This window comes from Halorientalis pallida (assembly GCF_049605515.1).
GTDB classification, from domain to species: domain Archaea; phylum Halobacteriota; class Halobacteria; order Halobacteriales; family Haloarculaceae; genus Halorientalis; species Halorientalis pallida_A.
Map to the genome: position 1 here is coordinate 525,985 of NZ_CP187158.1, position 19,335 is coordinate 545,319.

The following is a 19,335-nucleotide window of genomic DNA, read 5'->3' on the forward strand; positions in this document are numbered from 1 at the left end:
GGGATCAACGCAACTCCTCGGCGATGACGCGCTTCTGGATCTCGGTGGTCCCCTCGTAGATCGTCGTCACCTTGGCGTCCCGATAGAACCGCTCCACGTCGAAGTCTTTGGTGTAGCCGTACCCGCCGTGGATCTGGACGGCTTCGTTGGTCACGTCGACGGCCCCCTCGCTGGCGAAGTACTTCGCCATGCTCGCCGCGCCGCGGACGCTCTCGCCCGCGTCCGCACGCCGTGCGGCGTCTAGCGTCAACAGCCGACCGGCCCGAACGGTCGTGTGCATCTCCGCGAGTTTGTGCTGGATCGCCTGAAAGTCGCCGATGGGCTGGCCGAACTGTTCGCGTTCCTGAGCGTAGTCGACCGCGGCGTCGAGTGCGGCCTGTGCGAGCCCGACCGACTGGGCGGCGATGCCGATGCGCCCGCCGGTCAGGATCGACAGCGCGGCCGACAGTCCGCGCCCCTCCTCGGTCAGTCGGTACTCCGCTGGAATCCGCGCGCCGTCGAACTCCAGCGTCGTCGTGTCGCTCGCTCGCAGTCCCAGCTTGTCCTCCCGCTTCCCGACTTCCAGCCCGTCGGTGTCTTTCGGGACGAGAAACTGCGTGACACTTCCTGGACTCTGGCGGTCGGTCTTGGCGAACAGCACGACGACCCCCGAGCGCTCGCCGTTCGTGATCCACTGTTTGGTGCCGTCGATGACGTACTCGTCGCCGTCGCGGCGCGCCTCGGTCGTCATCTCGGCGGGATTCGAGCCGGCCTGCGGTTCCGAGAGGGCGAACGCGCCGACGGGCCGTCCGTCGACCATCTCGGGGAGCCACGCCTCGTGGAGCGACTCGTCGCCGAACTCGCGGATGCAGGAGGTCGCGAGACAGTGGACCGAGAGCGCGGTGGCGACCGCGAGCGCGCCGTAGGCGACGGCCTCGTTGACGAGGGCGTAGGTCACGCGGTCGGCGTCGTACCCGCCGTACTCCTCGGGCACCGTCAGTCCGGTCAGGTCGAGGTCGGCCAGCCCGTCCCACACGTCTTCGGGGAACTCGCCGGTCTCGTCGGCCTCGCCGGCGACCGGGCGGATCTCGTCCTCGGCGAACGCCTGGACCGTGTCGCGGATCGCTTCCTGTTCGGGCGAGAGGTGCATAGGGCTATCTGGTGGGCGCGGAACAAAAACGAACGGGGCCGCTGCGTCCAGTCGGTCAGGATTCGGCGAGTTCCACGTCGAGCCTGTCTTCGAGTTTGGTGATGACGGAGCCGCCGACCCCGGCCTGGGTGGCACGGCCCTGTTCGACGGCCAGCAGGTCGGACTGGTCGATGCCGAGTTCGTCGGCGAGTTCTTCGAGCTGGAGGCCGGCGTCCTGGCGTGCGGTAGTGAGCCGCTTGCCGTAGTCGGTGACGAGGTAGGGCAACTGGTCGTCCTCGTAGTCCGTGCCTTCCTCCTCCCAGTGGCTCGGGTCGCCCTTGCGTGCGTCGTCGATGCGGGCGGCGTTCTGTGCCGCGCGGCGCTTGCGGTCGCTGTCGCTTCTGCTGTCGTCGTCGGAACTACCGGTCGCGTCGTCGCCGTGCTGTGCGCAGTCCGCACAGACTTCGAGCTGGGCTCCGGCGACGTTCGCCGTCCGGAGGTCGGCGTCCTCCGTGCCGCAGAGTTCGCAGCTCCCGCCGGCGTTTCCGCCCGCGCCGCCGGTCGAGTATTTGGCCATACGAGCGGTAATAGCTGCCCCGTATTTGAAAGGTCCGTTTCCGACACCACTGCCACTTCCGGCGTCAGCCCGTCCCGGCGGTTCGTCGGACCGGCTCGCCGTCGGCAAACGAAAGCCCTTTTATCCGGCCACGGATACCGATGGAGTGCAGACAGACACGCAGTGCGTGGGTAGCCAAGCCAGGCCAACGGCGCAGCGTTGAGGGCGCTGTCCCGTAGGGGTCCGCCGGTTCAAATCCGGTCCCACGCACTCACCTGCGGGCGATGCCCGCAACCTCGGCGGCGATGCCGCCGAAACGAGTGCGGGTGCACTCCCCTTGGGACTGCATCCACGCATAATTCCTCTCTGAGTAAATCGGTGAGCGACGGCTGAGTGTCTCCGTCGCCAGGGACGCCGACGGCGCAGCGTTGCGGGTGCTGTCCCGTAGGGGTCCGCCGGTGAGCGGTGCGAGGTCGACCACAGTGAGACCTCGGTACGCGAGCGGGGAACGAGGTGACCCGCGAGCATCGGCTCGCCGACCGCGAACGCCGCCACGAGCGAACCGCCCTCACTGGCCCCATCATGCGGAACGTTAACCCACTGGGCCCCGACCCACAGGTATGGACAGACACGAAGCGACGTTCGAAATCGACTCGAAACGGGACGCCTACGCCGTGCGGACCGTCCTCGAACGGGTCCACGACACGATCAGAGAGGAGTCGAAGACCGTCCGGGAGGGATCGGACGAGGCCCGTGAACTGATGGCTCAGTTCAAATCGCTACGGGATGCAGCGAGAGATCACAGGCCGGGGACGCTGACGATAACGTACGAGGTCTCCGACGAACAGTTCGAGGGCTGAAACCCGCTACTCCTCGGCCTCGTCCTCGTCGATGCCCGGGATGTCCGGCACGTCGCGGTCGCCCGAGGCGTCCATCTCGGTCACCTTGATCGTGCCAGACACGTCCGAGAAGTTCTCCTCGAGATCGGACATGTCGACGCCGACCTGTTCGCGCCGGTCGTTGAGGCGTTGCTTGATCTTCGCGTACTCGTCGCTGGCCTCCAGTTCCGCGCTGGACTTCTCCTTTTCGAGTGTTGCCTTCTTCGAGACCAGGGCCAGGAAGCGCCGGAAGTCGTCGTCGTAGGTCGCCCGCTCCAGCATCTCGCTGACGACTTCGTTGAGTTCCTCGCGCTCGATGGGCTTGACGAGGTACTCGTCGAAGCCCATGTCGATGATGTCGAAGTCGGGGTCGACCGCGGTCAGCATGACGACCCGACAGTCGAGCTGGCGGGACTCGATCTCTTCGAGGACGGCGTCACCGGACACCTCCGGCATCCGGCGGTCCAGCAGCACCACGTCGACGGTCTCGTCGAGTTCGTCGAGCGCCTCCTTCCCGTTGTAGGCGGTCCGGACGTCGTACTCGTCCGAGAGAAATGCCGTATAGGTGTTCGCGATAGCCCTGTTGTCGTCCACGACGAGGACGACTGGAGATCCCTGACTCATCTGTTAATCACGCCGTACTGGCAGGCACCCGACAACACCACGGATTCGCGAACCATTCTTGTTCGTGGTATGACCGCAAGTCAAGAAATAGATTGGGGGAAATACGCGGTCCGAAGAAGGGCTCGTCTCGGTGAAGCGGTAAATTTCACTGAATCCTCCCTGATGTTTCCGTTACCGCGGTCGCCTCCTGACCCGTTACGATCCGACCCCGAGCCGATTCTGGCACAGGCAATTATCAGAATAGATAATAGCACAGGTACGTTTATTACCGACCTTCCCGGAATTGCATGTGCTGGCACAGTGGTGGCGTACTGATCCCACCACCTACCCACCCCACCCACCCCACACCCACCCTACTTTCACCCCACCCCTTGTCCCCCCACCCACCCCACACATCCCCTCCCTCACTCTTTCACTCCCGTCGAGTTACGGCCGTCGCGTTCGCTGATTGTATCGCTGGTCTTTATCCACCCCGCTCCTAACGGCTCTGTATGGGTAGTGAGCAGTTGACACGGCGGCGGTTGCTGGCCGCGGCGACCGGCGTCGCCGCCGGTGTTGCTGGCTGTAACACCCCGCGGTCGGGGACGCCGGATTCGGGAAACGTCTCGAACCCGAAGGCGACGGAGTTGCTCAACTCGACGCCGGAATCGCAGTCGGTCTACACCGACGTGTACAGACAGACTATCGACTCGGTCGTCCTGATCCGCGTCTACGCGGACTCCCGGGGCCGAGTGGGCGAAGGGTCGGGATTCGTCTACGACGACGGCCGGTACATCGTCACGAACGAACACGTCGTGACCGACACGAGAGGCGCAATCCTCGAACCGGGGACCATCTTCGACGATATTCGCGTCCAGTTCACCGACGGCCAGTGGCGCACCGCCGAGGTCGTCGGCACCGACGCCTACAGCGACCTCGCCGTCCTCGAGGTCCCGGACGTCCCGGCCTCGGCGACACCGCTATCGCTCATCGGCGGCGAAGTCGCCATCGGCCAGCCAGTTATCGCGATTGGAAATCCGCTCGGCTACACCGGGTCGATGACCACGGGCGTAGTCAGCGGCGTGGACCGCTCTCTGCCCGCGCGCAACAACTTCCGCATCCCGGACGCGATCCAGACGGACGCGCCGGTCAACCCCGGCAACAGCGGCGGCCCGCTGGTGACCCTCGACGGGGAAGTCGCGGGCGTCATCAACTCCGGCGGCGGTGACAACATCGGCTTCGCCATCTCGGCCGCGCTGACGAGCCGTGTCGTCCCGTCGCTGATCGAGACCGGCGACTACCAGCACTCGTTCATGGGCGTCAGCCTCACAAGCGTCACGCCGCTGATCGCCGAGGCCGAAGGTCTCTCCGACGCCGACGGCGTCTACATCGCCGACGTGCGCCCGGACAGCCCATCTAGCGGCGTCCTCCAGGGGTCGAGCGGAAACACGACCATCGACGGCGTTCGAGTCCCGACCGGCGGCGACGTGATCGTCAGCATGGGTGGCCAGCCGATCCGGAGCCAGGAGGAACTCTCGACCTACCTCGCGCTGGTGACCAGTCCGGGCGACACCATCCCCGTCGAAGTCATCCGCGACGACCGCCGCACTACGGTCCAGCTCACGCTCGGCGAGCGACCCGCGCCGTACGCCTGAGTCCGCGTCGCCTCTCGCAGGCGAACGGAAACGCACATTCCTGTCCGGGCCGTACTTCTCGTCATGGAACTGCGCGCGCGAGACCGCGTCCCCGAGTTGACCGGCCTGTTGACCGTCGTGGCGCTCGCGCTGGTGTTCGGTGCCGTCCTCGGCGTGATCCCCCGGGCCGCGCTCCCCGTGGCGCCCGAGTGGTTCCTCGCAGCGATTCCGCACATCAACGCCGTCGTGAGCGTCCTCGCCATCGTCGTGATCCTCGCCGGCTGGCGCGCCATCCGTCGCGGGCAGGTGGCCCGCCACCGTAACGCGATGCTGGCCGGTCTCGCGCTCTTTGCCACCTTCCTCGTGCTCTACCTCTACCGCGTGAGCCTCGAAGGCCCCACCGACTTCCCGGGCCCGGCCACCGTCGAGGGGTTCGTCTACTTCCCGATCCTCGGCATCCACATCCTGCTCGCCATCGTCTGTATCCCCCTGCTGTTCTACGTTCTCCTGCTGGCCCTGACCCGCTCGACGGGCGAGATTCCGGCGACCGACCATCCCCGCGTCGGCCGCGTCGCCGTGACGCTGTGGCTCGTCTCCTTCGCCCTCGGGACCGTCGTCTACCTGCTGTTGTACGTCTTGTACTGAAAGACGGCGGGAGTCGACTGGCGACGCTCGCGCTCCGTGACGGTCCAGCCGCGAGCTAATCGTCCGCGCTCGCGGCCGTCCCGATGGCGGGCCGGTCGACCTCGCGGTCTTTGGCCTCGCCGTCGATGTCGTAGGGGTACTCCCCGGTGACACAGCCGAGACAGAGGTCGGCCTTGGACTTCGAGAGCGCGCCGGCGACCGAGTCGATTGAGAGATAGGCAAGCGAGTCGGCCCCGATCTCGTCGCGGATGTCCGCGACCGACTGGTCGGCCGCGATCAACTCCTCGCGGGAGGCCATGTCGATCCCCATGTAACACGGGGCGACGATGGGCGGCGCGCCGATCCGGACGTGGACCTCCTCCGCGCCGGCGTCGTAGAGCAACTGGACGAGCTGGTTCGAGGTCGTCCCCCGGACGATGGAGTCGTCGATCAGCGTCACGGTCTTGCCCTCGACCGTCGACTTGATCGGGTTGAGCTTCAGCCGCACCGCCCGCTCGCGCTCGTCCTGGGTCGGCATGATGAACGTCCGGCCGACGTAGCGGTTCTTCATCAGCCCCTCCGCGAACTCGACGCCGTCGGCGTCGTCGTCCTCGTTGGCCGCCTCGGCGTAGCCGGAGGCGAACGCCCGCCCGGAGTCCGGGACGGGCATCACCACGTCGGAGTCGATGCCGCTCTCGTCCCAGAGGGCGCGCCCGAGGTCCCGGCGCACCTCGTAGACGAGTTCGTCGTCGATCACCGAGTCCGGCCGCGCGAAGTAGACGTGTTCGAAGAAGCAGTGGGCCGTGTTCTCGGGCTGGACGAGCTGATACGTGTCGTAGCCCGTCCCGTCGGCGTGGAGGACGACGAGTTCGCCCGGCCGCACGTCACGGATCAACTCGCCGTCCAGCGTGTCGATGGCCGCCGACTCCGAAGCCAGCACGTAGCCGTCTTCGAGTTCGCCGATACAGAGCGGCCGGTTGCCTTCGGGGTCGCGCACGCCCAGCACGGTGTCGTCGTGCATGATCGTCAGCGAGTACGACCCGTGGATGCGGCTCATCGTCCGCTTGACGGCACGCACGAGATCTTCTTCGAGCAGGTTCCGCGCCAGATCGTGGGCGATGACCTCCGTGTCGCCGTCGGAGGTGAACGCGTGGCCGAGGTCGGCCAGCTGGTCGCCCACCTCGTCGGCGTTGACGAGGTTGCCGTTGTGGCTCAGGCCGAGCGAGCCGCTCTTGAACGAGACGGAAAAGGGCTGGGCACAGGAGGCGTTGACGCTCCCTGCGGTCGGGTAGCGAACGTGACCGATCCCCTGTGAGCCGTTGAGATCTTCGAGGTCACCCTGCTGGAAGGCGTCGCCGACGAGCCCCATCTCGACGTGGGAGTGCTGTTGAAACCCGTCGTGGGTGACGATGCCGGCCGACTCCTGGCCGCGGTGCTGGAGGGCGTACAGAGAGTAGTAGAGCGGGCGGGCGGCGTCTCGGTCTTCTAGCGATACGCCGACGACGCCGCACTTCTCGTGCATGGTGGGTGGTGAGGTGTCCGTCCGTTACTCGCCCGACTTCTCCTGCCAGGCGTAGTCACGACGCTTGGCGGATTTGCCGAACCCACAGGACGAACAGACTTTCTTTTTGGTGTGATACGACTTTTCGCCACACCGGCGACACTTCGTGTGTGTCGTGGTGTTTTTCTTCCCCTGGCTCGGGGTTCCGGCACCAGTCATGGGTTGATCGAGACCACGTTATCGCCGCGTATAATCGTTGTGTCTTCACCTTCCTCGATGACCAGGTTCATGTGCTGGTCGTAGCCGGTGAGTTCTCCCTCGTACATCTCGCCCCCTTTCAGTTGGACCGTCACACTCGAACCGAGTGCCGCTTCGAGGACATCCAGCGGTCGTCCACTCATACCGAAACCGGGTGCAGACGCACGTATAAACGTACCGCTATTCCAACGGCCACTCCGTCGATAGGTCGCCACTCGGTGCCGGTCTCGGGGGCCCGGCCTAGGGCTCGACCGCGAAGGGCGCGAACGCCTCGGCCCGTTCCACCGCCGCCGCGATCACGTCCACGGCACCGGTCAGGTCGCCAGTGTCGATCACCTCGACCGGCGTGTGCATGTACCGGGTCGGAATGCCGACGTTGACCGAAGGGATGCCGCCGCGCTGGACGAAGATCGAATTCGCGTCGGTCTTGGTGGTGTTGCTCGCCGCCTCCAGTTGCACGTCGATCTCCTCGTCGGCCGCCACGGTCCGGAGCGCGTCGACCAGTTTCGGATGGTCCGGGAGTCCGCGCCGGATCGACGGCCCCTCGCCCAGTGCCACGTCAACGTCGCGTTTGGCGGCCAGCCCGGGCGTGTCCGTCGCGTGGGTCACGTCCACGACGACGGCGGCGTCCGGATCGAGGTCGAACCCGATCATCTGTGCGCCGTTGCCGCCGACTTCCTCCTGGACCGTGCTGACCGCCTGCACCGTGGCGGCCACGTCGTTCTCGACGGCGTACCGGAGGACCTCCGCGGCGCTCCAGGTCCCGACGCGGTTGTCCATCGCCCGTCCCGAGAGACGGTTGCCCTGCAGTTCCTCGACGCCCGACGCCACCGTGAGCGGATCGCCCACGTCGACGAGATCGCGCGCTTCGTCGCCGTCTTCGGCCCCGATGTCCACGTACTGCTCGGTGATCTCGGCCACCTCGTCGTCGTCGCCGTCGCGGAGGTGGATCGCGGTCTGGCCGATCACGCCCGAGACCGGGCCGTCGTCGGTGCGGATCGTGACGTGCTGGCCGCGGGAGACGGTCTTGTCCGTGCCGCCGACCCGCGAGAGGTGGAGGAAGCCGTCGTCGTCGATCCGGCGAACGACGAACCCGATCTCGTCGCCGTGCCCGGTCACCACGATGGTCGGTGCGTCGGGGTCGCCCTCGTGGACCGCGACGGCGTTGCCGTACGCGTCGGTTCGCACGTCGTCGGCCACGTCCGAGAGGTGGTCGATCCAGACCCGCTGTGCCGCGGTCTCGAAGCCCGTCGGTGCGCCCGTCTCCAGCAACTCGGAGAGGAATTCGCGTCGTCGTCCGTCCATACCATCCCCTGCACCGGCCGGACCAAGAACCCGGCGACCGATCCGCAGATCCGGCTCCATCACGTCGACACCGAGGTACCTTCGCCGCCTCCCCAAACCGTAAGCCCGCTCGCGTGGAACACTCAGTATGGCCGACATCACACTGTTCGAGCTCCACCTCGACGACGCAACGTTTTCCAACTCCGCCCCGTTCTTCGGCGGGGCGGGCGACGGCGAGGAGCGGGCCGGGGCGGACGAGGCCGACGAGTCCGGGAGCGGTGCGGCGGGGAAGCTGTTCGTTCTGCTGGCGCTGGGTGCCATCGTCGGGCTGGCATGGTTGGTCTCGCGGAGCGAGGTCGGCGAGGAGATCGAGATCGACGAGGAGATCGAACTGCCGAGCTAGCGGGAGAAGACCTTTTTACCGGTCACCTCTTTTCGGCCCTATGGGTCTCTTTCGTAGCGTCCAGGCGGTCACGGGTGCCTCGGGAACGGGTCCGGTCGACTGGACCGCGGTCGCCGAGGCGGCCAAGGCCTCGACCGAGCCTGGCTCTATCGCACTCTCGACCGAGCAACAGGAGGGGTACGCCGACGACGTACGCGAGGCGCGCGGCCGCATCCGCGAAGTCGCCGCCATCGACTTCGACGTGCCCGACTCCATCGAGATACAGAATCGCCACCACTGGATCGACGCCAACATCGACACCTTCCAGCGCGTGATGGCGCCGCTGGGCGAGCAGGTCGGGTTGATTCCGGGCCTGGCCCGCATGGTCAACACCGGCACCATGTCCATCGCGCTCGCCTTCCTCGGCAACAACGTCCTCGGACAGTACGACCCGCTCTTGCTCGCCGAGAACGACGCCCACTCGCTGTACTTCGTCCACCCCAACATCAGCAAGGTGGCGGCGATGCTCGACGTGTCCGAACCGCGATTCCGCCGCTGGATCGCGTTCCACGAGGTCTCCCACGCCGCCGAGTTCGGGGCCGCTCCGTGGCTGGCCGACCAGCTGGAGGCCGACCTCGAACGCGCCGTCGACGCCCTCGGCGAGGGCAGTCTCGACCGGGAGGCACTGGGCAGTCTCGACACCACGATGACCGCCGTCGAGGGCTACGCGGAACTCGTGATGGATCGGGCCTTCGACGGGGAGTACGCCGACCTCCGGCGGAAACTCGACGAGCGACGGCAGGGCCGTGGCCCGGTCTCACAGCTCGTGCGCCGCCTGCTGGGGCTGGGCATGAAGCGCCGCCAGTACGAGCGCGGCAAGCAGTTCTTCGAGACGGTCGCCGACGAGCGCGGCGTCGAGGGTGCCTCGGCGGTCTGGGACCGACCCGAGAACCTGCCGACGGACACCGAACTCGACGACCCGGGCGCGTGGCTCGACCGCGTCCGCTGACTACCGGTTTCGCTTCTCTTTCGGACGCTCGTCGCGCTCCTCGCTCTCGAAGCGCCGTTCGAGGTGCCCCTCCGACTCTGACAGTCTCTCCGGCACCTCCTGATCGCGGAAGCCGTCGCTGCTCGGGATGGCGAACCGCGTGAGTAACGCGCCCGCCACGAGTCCGGCCACGACCGCGCCGGCGAGAACGACGGGACTGGGGTCGCCCTGGAGCGTGATCAGCCCCGCCGACACGCCGACGAGGACGACGAACCCGATCTTCAGCCGCCGGGTGAACGATTCGCGCTCGTCGTTCGAGACCGGGCCGACCATCAGATCTCACCCGTCGTGCTGACGTGCATCCCCACGAACTGCCAGTCTCCGGCCGCGTCGTCCGTCGGTGCCCCCTCGGCGGCGCGGCGTTCGAGCGTCCCGCTCCAGCGCGTTTCGAATTCGTAGCGAATCCCGCGTTCGGTGTCGGTCCAGCCCATGTCCACGGCGTCGCTGAACCAGGCGTGGCGTTCCCGTTCGGTCGTCCGAAGGTCGTGGCTCTCGACGGCCCAGTCGACCGTCGTCGCGGTCTGTTCGCGCAAGCCCGCCCGGATCTCCTCGGTCCCGACCAGTCGCTCGGAGATGCCGAACTTGACAGATGCGTCGTCGCCCGATTGCTCGTCGGCGAAGAACGGGCCCAGCGGCTCACCGGTCCGGAGCGCGTCGTAGTACGACCGGATCGTGTCGGCGGCGTCCATGGCAGTGTGGTAGACGTGCCCGGACTTCAGTTGCAGGATTCGGGCTGGCTGCCATCCCCGTCGAAGCGACACGACGACCGACTCGACTGCCCAGTCTTCGAACACGACACCCGGTGAGAGAGTCCACTCGGCGTGCCGCGAAACGCCGACGCCGCGCCCGGCCCGCGAACTCTACCTTTCCACCAGACGATAGATTTAATTTAATCAGGTAGGTACAACGATGTGTGTACGATCTGACTGGATTCCAGCGTGATCTGCTGTACGTCATCGCCGGGTACGACGAACCGCACGGGCTCGCGATCAAGGACGCCCTCGAAGAGTACTACGAGGGGGAGATTCACCACGGCCGACTCTACCCGAACCTCGACACCCTCGTCGAGAAGGGGCTCGTCGAGAAAGGGAAGAAAGACCGCCGGACGAACGTCTACAACGTCACCAAACGGGGTCGCCGCGAACTCGAAGCGCGCCGCGAGTGGGAGGACCAGTACCTCGGAGAGAGTACGATCCGCGCCTGATCACCGGTATTCGATGTCGATCACGCGGCCCTGCCAGGCCTGGAATTCCCCGTCCGGAGGGTGCCACGTCACCGCACCCGCCATCGGGACGGACACGCCGTCGTGTGTCGCGTAATCGTGCCAGTGGCCGGTCCAGGGCGTCGGCTCGAACCCACCGTCGACGCTCCGATACCGCTCGTCGGCGTGGACACGTCTCACCTCGTCGTCCTCGAACGTGAACGTGAGCGACGCGGTCACGCCGCCGTGTTCGACGGTCGCCCGCGCCGTCTCGTCGTCGATAGCGGCCCACTCGACCCCCTCGCCAGGAAGGAGTGCTGTGGGATACCAGACCGCTTCGGCGAGATAGCGGATCAGTTCGGCCTCCAGGAGTTCGGGACTCGATCCGGCCGAGTCGACGGGCACCACGCCGAACAGCGAGACACTCGCACCGCTCTCGTCGCCGGCGAAGCGGTCCCGGACACCGACCGAGACGAACGGCAGATAGCGGACGGTCGCGTCCCAGTAGAACCCTGGCGGGTCGACCGTGACGTGATGAGTTGCAGTGAACGGTTTCCACGGCGAGTCGGCGCCGCCCGGGCGCAACCGACCGACCTGCTCGATCCGTACCCCGTCGACGTACGGCTGACCGGGTTCGAGGACGTCCGAGAAGTAGCTCCGCACTGGTCCGGGCAGATCGGCCCAGTCGTCGGCCGAGACCGTCTTCCCGCGATCCGTCTCGGCCCGGTTACGAAGACTCGCAACCTGTCGCTCCGTCTCGCGGTCGCGCAACCGTCTCCCAGCGAGCGCGATTCCCCCGAGCGCGCCAGCGGCACAGACGACACCTGTCAGAACGCGGCCCAGTCGCATGGCCTAGCGTCGGAAGCCGCGGTCTAAAGCGTGCCCCCGCGGACCGTCGCCGGGCCGACACGACAGCAGATTATATTCGACATATTTGAAGCAGAAATTATACGTCGTCGCTCCCGAAACACCGTGTTCGCAGTTCAGCACGATCCATGGACAGACGACGTTATCTGCAGGCACTCGGGGGAGTGACTGCGCTGGGAGCAGGGAGCGGAATCGGCAGCGCGAACACCACGTGGTGGTTCTCGGACCCGGAGGTGGAGACAGAGAGCGGCACCGTCGAGGGCGACGAGGAGGGCGACGTGAACGCGTTCCGGGGGATTCCGTACGCCCACCAGCCGGTGGGTGAGCGGCGATTCCGACCGCCGGAGACGCCCGCGCCGTCGTGGGACGGCACACGCGACGCCCACGACTACGGGCCCCGGGCACCGCAACCGATCCTGGCGACGGGTTTTCTCGGCCTCGACGTGGGCAAATTCGTCGGGAGCGAGGACGGCTGTCTCAACCTGAACGTCTGGGCACCCGAGGACGCCGACCCCGGCGAGAAACCCGTGATGTACTGGATTCACGGCGGCGGGTACAACTTCGGGAGCAACCGGTTCCCCGGCGGGGCGCTCGCCGAGGCCGGCGACGTGGTCGTCGTCGCGGTGAACTACCGGCTGAACGCGCTGGGCTTTTTCGCCCACCCCGAGATCAGTGCCGCGACGCCCGACACTCCGACGAACTTCGGCTACCTGGACATCCGCGCGGGTCTGGAGTGGGTCCAGCGCAACGTCGCGGCCTTTGGCGGCGACCCGGACAACGTGACCATCTTCGGGGAATCCGCCGGCGGCCACGCCGTGCTGACGCTGTTGACCGACCCCGACGCCGAGGGCCTCTTTCATCGGGCGATCAGCCAGAGTGGCCCGATCAACGACCCGCTCTACGGGCTCGCGGAACTGGAGAACCGCGGGACCGAAGCCGCCCGGAAACTCGACTGCGCGAGCGGTGACACACTCGCCTGTCTCCGGGACGCGAAGCCGGCGGACCTAGCCGAGGCCTACGGCGTCGCGGGCGCGCTCGCCAGTGAGGCCACCGAAGGGGGGACCCCCGGGGTGGAACTGCCGGGGCTGATCTTCGGCGTCGACGGCGAGGTCGTCCGGGACCATCCCGCCTCGCTGATCGAGGACGGCGAGTTCCACGACGTGCCGGTCCTGCTCGGGGGCAACGCCGAGGAGTACCAGTTCTTCCTCGAATTCGCCGGCGACACCGTGCCCGAATCGGAGTCGGCCTACCGCGACCGCCTCCGGCGCGTGTACGGCGACTTCGGCGACCGGATCGTCGACGCCTACCCAGTGAGCGAGTACGATTCCATCGAGGCGGCCTACATCGACGTGAACACGGACGACTTCTTCCTCTGTTCGGACGTGGCGGTCACCGACGCCATCACCCGACAGGGTGGGACGGCCTACCGCTACCTGTTCGACGACACGCCGACCATCCCGGTGACGTTGCTCTCCGAGGACCCCGGCGCGTACCACACCGCCGAACTCTCCTACGTGTTCGGCGAGACGGTCACCCAGCAGGGGCTCCCGACCGGTATCAACGGCCCGGGCGACTGGAAACTCCGCGACCGGATGCAGGGATACTGGTCGAACTTCGCGGCCAGCGGCGACCCCAACGGCCCGCACCTGCCCGAGTGGCCGGCGGCGAACGAGAACCAGCGCCGGGTCCGCCTGCAGGAGGACTCGGTGACCGTCGAGACGGGGGCCAGCGACGGCTGTGCGGTGATGCGGGATATCTACAGCTATCTCCGGTCTATCGGCCGCTGACTACTCGAACCCGCGGCTCACGGTGTCTTCGACCAGATCGTCCAGTTCCGCGTCGAGCAGTTCCTCGGCCTCCTCGAAGGTCGACGAGAGGTCGTCGAGTTCCTCGGGCCGGTCGTCGAACTCGATGTCCGCAGGGCCGAACGCGGGGCTGTCCAGCGTCTCCATCACGTCGTCGAACAGCGCGTCCGGGGTCGTCGGAGCGTCGGCGTGGGCCTTGAGGACTTCCTCCAGTTCGGAGGCCTTGTCTTCGGCGTCGTCCTCCTCGATGGGTTGCTGGACGCCGAAGCGGCCCGAATCCTCGCTCGGGAACAGGTCGTCGAGGTCCTCGTCGATGCGCCGGGCGACGCGGGTCCCGACGCCCTGGACCTCGAAGGGATTCTTCGCGTAGGTCTTGAGCTGGTAGACGGCGGCGTCAGGGTGGCCGACGTACAGGTCCTCGCCGATGCCGCCCGCGCGGTCGCCACCCACGGCCCGCCACCCACCGGGGTCCGCGTCGCTCTCCACGACGTCCTCGAGGATGTCCTGCCAGTCTCTGACGCGCATAGCTACTCGATTCGTGGGTCGCGCCCGCCGAAAACGTGTCGATAGCCGCCGGCTCGCACCGCCGGATCACCCGACGAGCCGCCCGTCTTCTGCCAGAAACCGCCGCTCGGCGAGCGTCACCCCGGCCGCGCCAGCCGAGACGTTCGCCGCGAAGTCCGCCTCGGCCCGGTACCAGCCCACGAACTCGCCGTCGCGGTCCCGGATCGAGAGTTCCAGCGCCACCGTCTCCCAGTCCGCCGTCGCGGAGCCGTACGACGCGACGACCTCAGAGAGCGCCGAGCGCAGGCGCTCGCGGTCGCCGGCCGGCGCACGCACGGTCACGAAGACGGTCCGGTTGCGCACCGACGCGCCGGCGACGTTCACCGCCGTCCGGTCGGCCGCGGTGTAGAAGTCGGTCAACTGCCCGCTCCGCTCCGGATATCGGCCGTCCGAGCCAGTCCGTTCGAGCGTGGCCCGGAGTCGTGAACTGAAGGTTTCCGCCGAGATCGTCCCCCGAAAGTACTGGAGCGGCCAGGACGCGGGCATCCGGTAGCGGGCGAGCGCCCCACCGTCGGCACCGACCGCCAGCGCGTCCATTCGGGTGGCGGCCCAGGTCGAGTCGTTCCGCCAGGTCCGGTTGACCGTCCCGCCGTAAGCCAGTCCCAGGACGTAGGCGTCCCGGAGCAGGCGGCTGTCGTTCGAGACGTAGGTCACCCGGAACGCCTCGTTCGCCGTCGTCACCGACCGGACGGGGAACTGCGAGGTCGACAGCCCGTCGAGGAAGGCCCGGCCGCGGTCCGTGTCGGCGCTCGACGGCGGCGCGGGCGTCACCGCCGGCGGCGTCGGCGTCCCGTCCTCGTCGTCGAGGTCCGGCGTCGGGAGCGGCGTCGGATCGCCGCCGAAGTCGCCGCTGGGCCCGCTACAGCCCGCCAGCACCAGCAACACCGCCAGCGCACCCGTCGTTACCACCCGTCGAGCCCGTCGCATGATTCGGGATAGCAGTCGGGTAATAAAAAGCCTGGCCGATCCCCCGTCGGTTTCAAGCCGCGTGGGGTCGCCCGGAGTCGTATGGAGTACGAGGTGGTGGATCTGGACGACGTCGACGAGATCGAGATGGCGGGGATCGACCAGTTCCCGGCCGGGCACAAACAGCTCACCGCGGCGCTGGGCCTCGAAGAGAGCCACGTCAACGTCTGGCGCTACGAACCCGGCGACAGCACGGCGTTTCACGCCCACCGCGAACAGGAGGAAGTGTTCTACGTGCTGGCGGGCGAGTTCGAGGTGACGCTCGGCGACCCCGAGGACCCCGAGACCCGGACCATCGGCCCGGGGACGGCCTACGCCGCCGGCCCGGAGGTCGGGCACGGCCACGAGTACCTCGGTGACGACGAGGGGCTGGTGCTGGCCATCGGCGCGCCGCCCGTCGACGACACCTTCCGCGACCCCGAGACCCTCTAGTCGTAGAGCGCGAACGAGAGTACGGCGGCGGCCCCGAGCAGGAAGACCAGCGCGAGCAGCGGCAGGTCGGTCACCCGGACTCGCCAGACGGCGACGGCGGCCCCGACAGTCGCTACCCCGACCAGTCCCGTCGCGCCGACGTGGACCAGTTCCGTCCGGGGTGTCGTCCCCGCCCGCCCGACCTGCTCGCCCAGCGTGATCGCGTGCCTGGCGGCGTCCCACGCGGCGACCCCGGCGACGGTGGCCCCGAGGATGCCGACCAGTCCCCCGTCGCGGGTGATCCCGCTGAACAGGACCGAGACGAGGACCAGCGCGACGCCCAGCGTCGCGAGCCGCGTCTCCCAGCCCCGCCGAACCGGGAGCAGTCCGAGACCGAGGACGGCCAGCCCGTAGAGGCCGGGGAGCAGTTCCGCGTCCGCGATCCGGCCGAGATCGGCGGCGATGGACAGCTGAATCCCCGCGCCGACGAGCGCCAGGCCGACGACGAGTCGGGCCACGGGAACCAGTCCCGCACGCCGCCTGAACCCCACGCCGAGGACGAACAGGCCGGCCACGACGACCAGAATGGAGCGGGTCTGAGTCGGGCCGGTGGCGACCAGCGCCACGCTACAGGCGGCCAGCGCCACCGCGAGGACGCTCGCGACGCTGGCGGGTCGGTGATCGACCGGTTGCCGGTCCGGGCGGTCGGTCCCGCGGTCGCTCGCCGGCGACTCGCCGGTTCCGTCGACCGTCCCGTCGTTCGTCAGTGTTCTGTCGGTCATCGTTGCCATCGTCTCCGTGCCGTCGCGACGCTCTTGCGGAGTCGGTTCGCCGGGTCCCAGTCGACCACGCGGACCCCGCCGCGGTGGAGCCGGTCGATCCGGTTGCGGCGTTCGACGGTCGCGAGCCGTTCGCCCGGCGAGTCCGCGCCAGTCACGTCCGGGCTGACGACGGTGACCGACTGGCTCCTGGCGGCCTGCTCAAGCGCGAATTCGACGATCTCGTCGTCGGCCAGCGGCGTGAGCAGGAACAGCTGTGCGTTCCCGCCCAGTCGCGCCCTGAGCCGGTCGAACGGGTTCGGGTCGGTGTCCTCGTCGCCGCGAGCGCGGCCCGCATCGGGCGGTCGCGGCGAGAGCGACGGATGGGTGAGCAGGAGCCGTCGGGCGCGGGCGGCGTGGTCAGTGCCGCGCCCGGGCGGGAGCCAGCAGTCCGGGCCGCCCAGCGTGGTCAGGCCACCCCGTTCACCGAGGTCCCAGATCGATTCGAGCAGTTCCCGCGCGGCGGCGACGGCGTGGGAGACCGCGTGCGGCTCGCCGGACTGGCCGCGGTACGCGGCCGCTCTGGCGTCGACACAGACGGTCACCGACACGCTTCGCTCCTGACGGAACTCCAGGGTGGCCAGCGACCCTGTTTTCGCCAGCTGTCGCCAGTCGATCCGGGAGCGGGCGTCGCCGGGGTGGTACTCCCGCGTGTGGTCGAACTCGACGCCCGCGCCGCTGTCGTCGGTCAGCACGCGCCCGGGATACGGAGCGGTCGCGTCGTCGACCGGCGGTTCGGAGGGCGCGCGGAGACACTCGATCTCGTCGACCGCCTCGACCTCGGTCTCGACCTCGTGTTCGCCGCTCGCGTCGCGGGCGATGGCCGTCAGCGGGCGGAACCGGTGTGCGCCGTGTTCCGCGGCGACGGTGTAGGAGAAGGTAGTGGCCTCGCCGGGCCGGAGCGTGGCCGTGTGGCGGGCCGTCCCGTCGACGACGGTGAGCATCGCGGGCACGCCGTCGATCAGCCGCAGGTCCGGCACCCACGACTCGCCCTCGTTGGTCACCGTGACGGTGACCGTCACCGTCTCGCCGGGGGCCGGATCGCGCTCGCTCAGTCGGCGGTCCACCGACAGCGAGACCGCGGGCGGGGTCGAGAGGTGGGGGTAGACCGCGAACCCGACGCCGACCGACGCGGCCAGCACGATCAGCGGTCGCTTGAAGAGGACACCGAGCGCGGCCCCGAGCAACGCCACCGCGACGGCACCCCGCCAGTGGTGGGTCCGGCGCGTCCGGGTCACGACTCACCCTCCGCCAGATCGAGGATGACCGTCACCGTTCGCTCCGCGCGCCGCTGGAAGCGCGACCCGCCCGGGAGCGCGTCGACCAGTCGGGACCCGAGCGGTCCCGGTCCGCCCTCGGCGAGGAACGACGCCGCGATGCGGTCGTCGGTCCACTCGCCCCTCGCGACGCGCTGGCGCGCGTCCAGTCGGGAGTCCCCCTCGACTCGAACGAGGGTCTCGACGGCCGCGGTCCGGAGTCGGGCGCGGACGGTCGCCCGCTCGTCACCCCGGAGGTGCGCTCGCGGGCCGAGGTCCCCGTCGATCACCCGGTCGATCTCCCGGCCCGGCGGTGTTCCCGCCGGGACCTCCTCGGCCGGGGGCGGCGTCGCGCCGTCGAAGCCCGAGAGCGAGCGGGCGGTCACGACCCCGAGGCCCGCGATGACGACCAGCGTCCCGACGCCCGCGGCCAGCAGGTAGTCGTGGCCGGGCCGCGCGAGCCACCCCGTCGAGCCCGCCTTGTCCAGTCCGTCGAACATGACTGCAGCGAGCGCGAGCGCGCCGAGCAGACCGCCGGCCACGAGGGCGATCCGTCGTCGCGTCACGGTGACTCACCGTTGAGGCCGAGTCGTTTCCGCGCGGACCTGGCGCGACGGCGACGGCTGTCGGTCACGGGCAGGCCGCCGTACCGGACGGCCTCGAAGTCCAGCCGGAGCCGCTCGATCTCGGTACGGTCGAACCCTGCCGCAGCGGCCGCGTCGGCACACTCCCGCGTCGTCAACGTCTCGGGCCGGTCCACGTCCAGATCCGACAGGAGGTCGTCCCAGGCCTCGAAGACGAGGTTGTCGTCGGCGGGCGGCCCGTCCGGGACCGGTCGCGGGTCGTCCTCAGCGGGTGGTTCCTCGGTCGTGAACAGCCCACGGAAGCGATCCCGATACCGGTAGCAGAGCCACGCCGTCGCCACCACCAGCCCGGCCAGGACGAGCAGTGTCAGCAGATCGACCAGCGTGAAGCGCTCGCCGGGGACGCGGGAGGTGCCGTCTCCCGCACCGCCGCCCCCGCTGTCGCCACTCCCGCCCTGGCCCTTTTCGGCGTCACCCTCGCCGTCGCCCGCGTTCGCTGACTCCTCGCTGTCGCCGGCGTCGCTCTCCGCCTGGTCGTCGCTCGATCCCGACCCGCCGGCCCGTCGCTCGGGACCGTCGTCGCCGCCGGGTTCGGGCCCGCCGGTGCCGCCAGCGACGGCGGCTTCGAGCTGGGCGAGGCCGTCGCCAGCGACGGGGATCACCTCGTAGTCGGGGTCCAGCGCGTCAGAGGGGTCGGCAGCCACCGTCGAGGACAGCGTGGACGCCGAGACGCCGACCGCGCCGAAACACGCGAGCGCCACCACCAGAGACGTGAGTTGTGTCCGATTCATGTGGGCGGTCGCCCGGGTCGCGTGACCGCGGGCGTGTTCGTCGGTCAGTCCCGTCCAGCCCACATTGTTATCCACCCTGTACCGGACGCTGGGCTGACAGCGCGAGGCGGTCCCATCCCACGGTAAGTCGAGCGTACCGGGGGCGACTCGACCATCGGCGGGCCGTCGAGGGGAGGGCTTTTGTTCGCTCGGCCGG

At 68.5% G+C, this 19,335-nt stretch carries 24 protein-coding genes and 1 tRNA gene; 9 read left to right on the forward strand and 16 right to left on the reverse strand.

Annotation, left to right across the window (positions count from 1 at the left end):
• Window positions 1-4 precede the first annotated feature (4 nt).
• Window positions 5-1,129: an acyl-CoA dehydrogenase family protein gene (locus tag ACOZ4N_RS04285; RefSeq protein WP_424018705.1), complete on the reverse strand. Its 1,125-nt coding sequence runs from the start codon at window positions 1,127-1,129 to the stop codon at window positions 5-7.
• Window positions 1,130-1,184: 55 nt separating this feature from the next.
• A complete protein-coding gene (locus tag ACOZ4N_RS04290; RefSeq protein WP_424018706.1) occupies window positions 1,185-1,685 on the reverse strand; it encodes a helix-turn-helix domain-containing protein in 501 nt (166 codons plus the stop codon).
• A 164-nt stretch (window positions 1,686-1,849) separates the two neighbouring features.
• On the opposite strand from ACOZ4N_RS04290, the gene ACOZ4N_RS04295 reads away from it, so the two are divergent.
• Window positions 1,850-1,934 (forward strand) — tRNA-Leu (locus ACOZ4N_RS04295).
• Window positions 1,935-2,284: 350 nt separating this feature from the next.
• A complete protein-coding gene (locus ACOZ4N_RS04300) occupies window positions 2,285-2,524 on the forward strand; it encodes a hypothetical protein (RefSeq protein ID WP_424018707.1) in 240 nt (79 codons plus the stop codon).
• Between the two features lie 6 nt (window positions 2,525-2,530).
• Here the strand turns inward: ACOZ4N_RS04300 and ACOZ4N_RS04305 are convergent, their stop codons facing one another.
• Entirely contained in the window at window positions 2,531-3,166 is a 636-nt protein-coding gene (locus ACOZ4N_RS04305; RefSeq protein ID WP_424018708.1) for a response regulator, read from the reverse strand.
• Window positions 3,167-3,657: 491 nt separating this feature from the next.
• On the opposite strand from ACOZ4N_RS04305, the gene ACOZ4N_RS04310 reads away from it, so the two are divergent.
• Both ACOZ4N_RS04310 and ACOZ4N_RS04315 read left to right on the forward strand, forming a co-directional pair.
• Window positions 3,658-4,800: a S1C family serine protease gene (locus ACOZ4N_RS04310; protein ID WP_424018709.1), complete on the forward strand. Its 1,143-nt coding sequence runs from the start codon at window positions 3,658-3,660 to the stop codon at window positions 4,798-4,800.
• A 63-nt stretch (window positions 4,801-4,863) separates the two neighbouring features.
• Window positions 4,864-5,424, forward strand: a complete 561-nt coding sequence (locus ACOZ4N_RS04315) for a DUF420 domain-containing protein (RefSeq protein ID WP_424018710.1) — start codon at window positions 4,864-4,866, stop codon at window positions 5,422-5,424.
• Window positions 5,425-5,479: 55 nt separating this feature from the next.
• On the opposite strand, the gene purF is transcribed toward ACOZ4N_RS04315, so the two are convergent.
• The 4 genes from purF to ACOZ4N_RS04335 form a co-directional block, all read right to left on the reverse strand.
• Window positions 5,480-6,925 (reverse strand): amidophosphoribosyltransferase, encoded by a 1,446-nt coding sequence (gene purF / locus ACOZ4N_RS04320; RefSeq protein ID WP_424018711.1) that lies wholly within the window; start codon window positions 6,923-6,925, stop codon window positions 5,480-5,482.
• Window positions 6,926-6,949: 24 nt separating this feature from the next.
• The gene (locus tag ACOZ4N_RS04325) at window positions 6,950-7,123 is read right to left on the reverse strand and encodes a 50S ribosomal protein L37e (RefSeq protein WP_077204960.1); all 174 of its coding nucleotides are present in this window, start codon (window positions 7,121-7,123) and stop codon (window positions 6,950-6,952) included.
• Window positions 7,120-7,305 carry an LSM domain-containing protein gene (locus tag ACOZ4N_RS04330; protein ID WP_077204959.1) on the reverse strand — a complete coding sequence of 62 codons (186 nt, stop codon included), beginning with the start codon at window positions 7,303-7,305 and terminating at the stop codon, window positions 7,120-7,122. The genes ACOZ4N_RS04325 and ACOZ4N_RS04330 overlap by 4 nt, the downstream gene beginning before the upstream one ends.
• A gap of 97 nt (window positions 7,306-7,402) precedes the next feature.
• Entirely contained in the window at window positions 7,403-8,467 is a 1,065-nt protein-coding gene (locus ACOZ4N_RS04335) for a M20/M25/M40 family metallo-hydrolase (RefSeq protein ID WP_424018712.1), read from the reverse strand.
• Between the two features lie 127 nt (window positions 8,468-8,594).
• Between ACOZ4N_RS04335 and ACOZ4N_RS04340 the strand changes: the two genes are divergently transcribed.
• On the forward strand, window positions 8,595-8,849 hold the full coding sequence (locus tag ACOZ4N_RS04340; protein WP_424018713.1) for a hypothetical protein: 255 nt from the start codon (window positions 8,595-8,597) through the stop codon (window positions 8,847-8,849).
• A 40-nt stretch (window positions 8,850-8,889) separates the two neighbouring features.
• On the forward strand, window positions 8,890-9,837 hold the full coding sequence (locus tag ACOZ4N_RS04345) for a zinc-dependent metalloprotease (protein WP_424018714.1): 948 nt from the start codon (window positions 8,890-8,892) through the stop codon (window positions 9,835-9,837).
• Here the strand turns inward: ACOZ4N_RS04345 and ACOZ4N_RS04350 are convergent, their stop codons facing one another.
• Entirely contained in the window at window positions 9,838-10,149 is a 312-nt protein-coding gene (locus ACOZ4N_RS04350) for a hypothetical protein (RefSeq protein WP_424018715.1), read from the reverse strand. It lies immediately after the preceding gene.
• Entirely contained in the window at window positions 10,149-10,565 is a 417-nt protein-coding gene (locus tag ACOZ4N_RS04355; protein ID WP_424018716.1) for a hypothetical protein, read from the reverse strand. The genes ACOZ4N_RS04350 and ACOZ4N_RS04355 overlap by 1 nt, the downstream gene beginning before the upstream one ends.
• Window positions 10,566-10,789: 224 nt before the next feature.
• On the opposite strand from ACOZ4N_RS04355, the gene ACOZ4N_RS04360 reads away from it, so the two are divergent.
• Window positions 10,790-11,080, forward strand: a complete 291-nt coding sequence (locus tag ACOZ4N_RS04360) for a PadR family transcriptional regulator (RefSeq protein WP_424018717.1) — start codon at window positions 10,790-10,792, stop codon at window positions 11,078-11,080.
• On the opposite strand, the gene ACOZ4N_RS04365 is transcribed toward ACOZ4N_RS04360, so the two are convergent.
• Complete coding sequence (locus ACOZ4N_RS04365) at window positions 11,081-11,926, reverse strand: DUF6544 family protein (RefSeq protein WP_424018718.1); 846 nt, start codon at window positions 11,924-11,926, stop codon at window positions 11,081-11,083.
• Between the two features lie 146 nt (window positions 11,927-12,072).
• On the opposite strand from ACOZ4N_RS04365, the gene ACOZ4N_RS04370 reads away from it, so the two are divergent.
• Complete coding sequence (locus ACOZ4N_RS04370) at window positions 12,073-13,731, forward strand: carboxylesterase/lipase family protein (RefSeq protein WP_424018719.1); 1,659 nt, start codon at window positions 12,073-12,075, stop codon at window positions 13,729-13,731.
• Here ACOZ4N_RS04370 and ACOZ4N_RS04375 read toward each other — a convergent pair whose 3' ends face one another.
• Window positions 13,732-14,274 carry a hypothetical protein gene (locus ACOZ4N_RS04375; protein WP_424018720.1) on the reverse strand — a complete coding sequence of 181 codons (543 nt, stop codon included), beginning with the start codon at window positions 14,272-14,274 and terminating at the stop codon, window positions 13,732-13,734.
• A 66-nt stretch (window positions 14,275-14,340) separates the two neighbouring features.
• Window positions 14,341-15,240, reverse strand: a complete 900-nt coding sequence (locus ACOZ4N_RS04380; protein ID WP_424018721.1) for a hypothetical protein — start codon at window positions 15,238-15,240, stop codon at window positions 14,341-14,343.
• Window positions 15,241-15,321: 81 nt separating this feature from the next.
• Between ACOZ4N_RS04380 and ACOZ4N_RS04385 the strand changes: the two genes are divergently transcribed.
• Window positions 15,322-15,711, forward strand: coding sequence for a cupin domain-containing protein (locus ACOZ4N_RS04385; protein WP_424018722.1), 390 nt, complete (start codon window positions 15,322-15,324; stop codon window positions 15,709-15,711).
• Here ACOZ4N_RS04385 and ACOZ4N_RS04390 read toward each other — a convergent pair.
• From ACOZ4N_RS04390 to ACOZ4N_RS04405, 4 genes are read right to left on the reverse strand one after another with little or no spacing between them, the layout of a single operon-like run.
• Window positions 15,708-16,472, reverse strand: coding sequence for a DUF7519 family protein (locus ACOZ4N_RS04390; protein ID WP_424018723.1), 765 nt, complete (start codon window positions 16,470-16,472; stop codon window positions 15,708-15,710). The two genes, ACOZ4N_RS04385 and ACOZ4N_RS04390, sit on opposite strands and share 4 nt — an antisense overlap.
• Window positions 16,469-17,746, reverse strand: coding sequence for a DUF58 domain-containing protein (locus ACOZ4N_RS04395; RefSeq protein WP_424018724.1), 1,278 nt, complete (start codon window positions 17,744-17,746; stop codon window positions 16,469-16,471). Before ACOZ4N_RS04395 ends, ACOZ4N_RS04390 begins: the two co-directional genes overlap by 4 nt.
• Window positions 17,743-18,330, reverse strand: coding sequence for a DUF7269 family protein (locus tag ACOZ4N_RS04400; protein WP_424018725.1), 588 nt, complete (start codon window positions 18,328-18,330; stop codon window positions 17,743-17,745). The genes ACOZ4N_RS04395 and ACOZ4N_RS04400 overlap by 4 nt, the downstream gene beginning before the upstream one ends.
• The gene (locus tag ACOZ4N_RS04405) at window positions 18,327-19,202 is read right to left on the reverse strand and encodes a DUF4129 domain-containing protein (RefSeq protein WP_424018726.1); all 876 of its coding nucleotides are present in this window, start codon (window positions 19,200-19,202) and stop codon (window positions 18,327-18,329) included. The genes ACOZ4N_RS04400 and ACOZ4N_RS04405 overlap by 4 nt, the downstream gene beginning before the upstream one ends.
• Window positions 19,203-19,335 lie beyond the last annotated feature (133 nt).

Bases quoted from the DNA above. Each gene is read 5' to 3' on its own strand.
- ACOZ4N_RS04285 (WP_424018705.1), bottom strand. From the start codon at position 1,129: ATGCACCTCTCGCCCGAACAGGAAGCGATCCGCGACACGGTCCAGGCG.
- ACOZ4N_RS04290 (WP_424018706.1), bottom strand. From the start codon at position 1,685: ATGGCCAAATACTCGACCGGCGGCGCGGGCGGAAACGCCGGCGGGAGC.
- ACOZ4N_RS04300 (WP_424018707.1), top strand. From the start codon at position 2,285: ATGGACAGACACGAAGCGACGTTCGAAATCGACTCGAAACGGGACGCC.
- ACOZ4N_RS04305 (WP_424018708.1), bottom strand. From the start codon at position 3,166: ATGAGTCAGGGATCTCCAGTCGTCCTCGTCGTGGACGACAACAGGGCT.
- ACOZ4N_RS04310 (WP_424018709.1), top strand. From the start codon at position 3,658: ATGGGTAGTGAGCAGTTGACACGGCGGCGGTTGCTGGCCGCGGCGACC.
- ACOZ4N_RS04315 (WP_424018710.1), top strand. From the start codon at position 4,864: ATGGAACTGCGCGCGCGAGACCGCGTCCCCGAGTTGACCGGCCTGTTG.
- purF (WP_424018711.1), bottom strand. From the start codon at position 6,925: ATGCACGAGAAGTGCGGCGTCGTCGGCGTATCGCTAGAAGACCGAGAC.
- ACOZ4N_RS04325 (WP_077204960.1), bottom strand. From the start codon at position 7,123: ATGACTGGTGCCGGAACCCCGAGCCAGGGGAAGAAAAACACCACGACA.
- ACOZ4N_RS04330 (WP_077204959.1), bottom strand. From the start codon at position 7,305: ATGAGTGGACGACCGCTGGATGTCCTCGAAGCGGCACTCGGTTCGAGT.
- ACOZ4N_RS04335 (WP_424018712.1), bottom strand. From the start codon at position 8,467: ATGGACGGACGACGACGCGAATTCCTCTCCGAGTTGCTGGAGACGGGC.
- ACOZ4N_RS04340 (WP_424018713.1), top strand. From the start codon at position 8,595: ATGGCCGACATCACACTGTTCGAGCTCCACCTCGACGACGCAACGTTT.
- ACOZ4N_RS04345 (WP_424018714.1), top strand. From the start codon at position 8,890: ATGGGTCTCTTTCGTAGCGTCCAGGCGGTCACGGGTGCCTCGGGAACG.
- ACOZ4N_RS04350 (WP_424018715.1), bottom strand. From the start codon at position 10,149: ATGGTCGGCCCGGTCTCGAACGACGAGCGCGAATCGTTCACCCGGCGG.
- ACOZ4N_RS04355 (WP_424018716.1), bottom strand. From the start codon at position 10,565: ATGGACGCCGCCGACACGATCCGGTCGTACTACGACGCGCTCCGGACC.
- ACOZ4N_RS04365 (WP_424018718.1), bottom strand. From the start codon at position 11,926: ATGCGACTGGGCCGCGTTCTGACAGGTGTCGTCTGTGCCGCTGGCGCG.
- ACOZ4N_RS04370 (WP_424018719.1), top strand. From the start codon at position 12,073: ATGGACAGACGACGTTATCTGCAGGCACTCGGGGGAGTGACTGCGCTG.
- ACOZ4N_RS04375 (WP_424018720.1), bottom strand. From the start codon at position 14,274: ATGCGCGTCAGAGACTGGCAGGACATCCTCGAGGACGTCGTGGAGAGC.
- ACOZ4N_RS04380 (WP_424018721.1), bottom strand. From the start codon at position 15,240: ATGCGACGGGCTCGACGGGTGGTAACGACGGGTGCGCTGGCGGTGTTG.
- ACOZ4N_RS04385 (WP_424018722.1), top strand. From the start codon at position 15,322: ATGGAGTACGAGGTGGTGGATCTGGACGACGTCGACGAGATCGAGATG.
- ACOZ4N_RS04390 (WP_424018723.1), bottom strand. From the start codon at position 16,472: ATGACCGACAGAACACTGACGAACGACGGGACGGTCGACGGAACCGGC.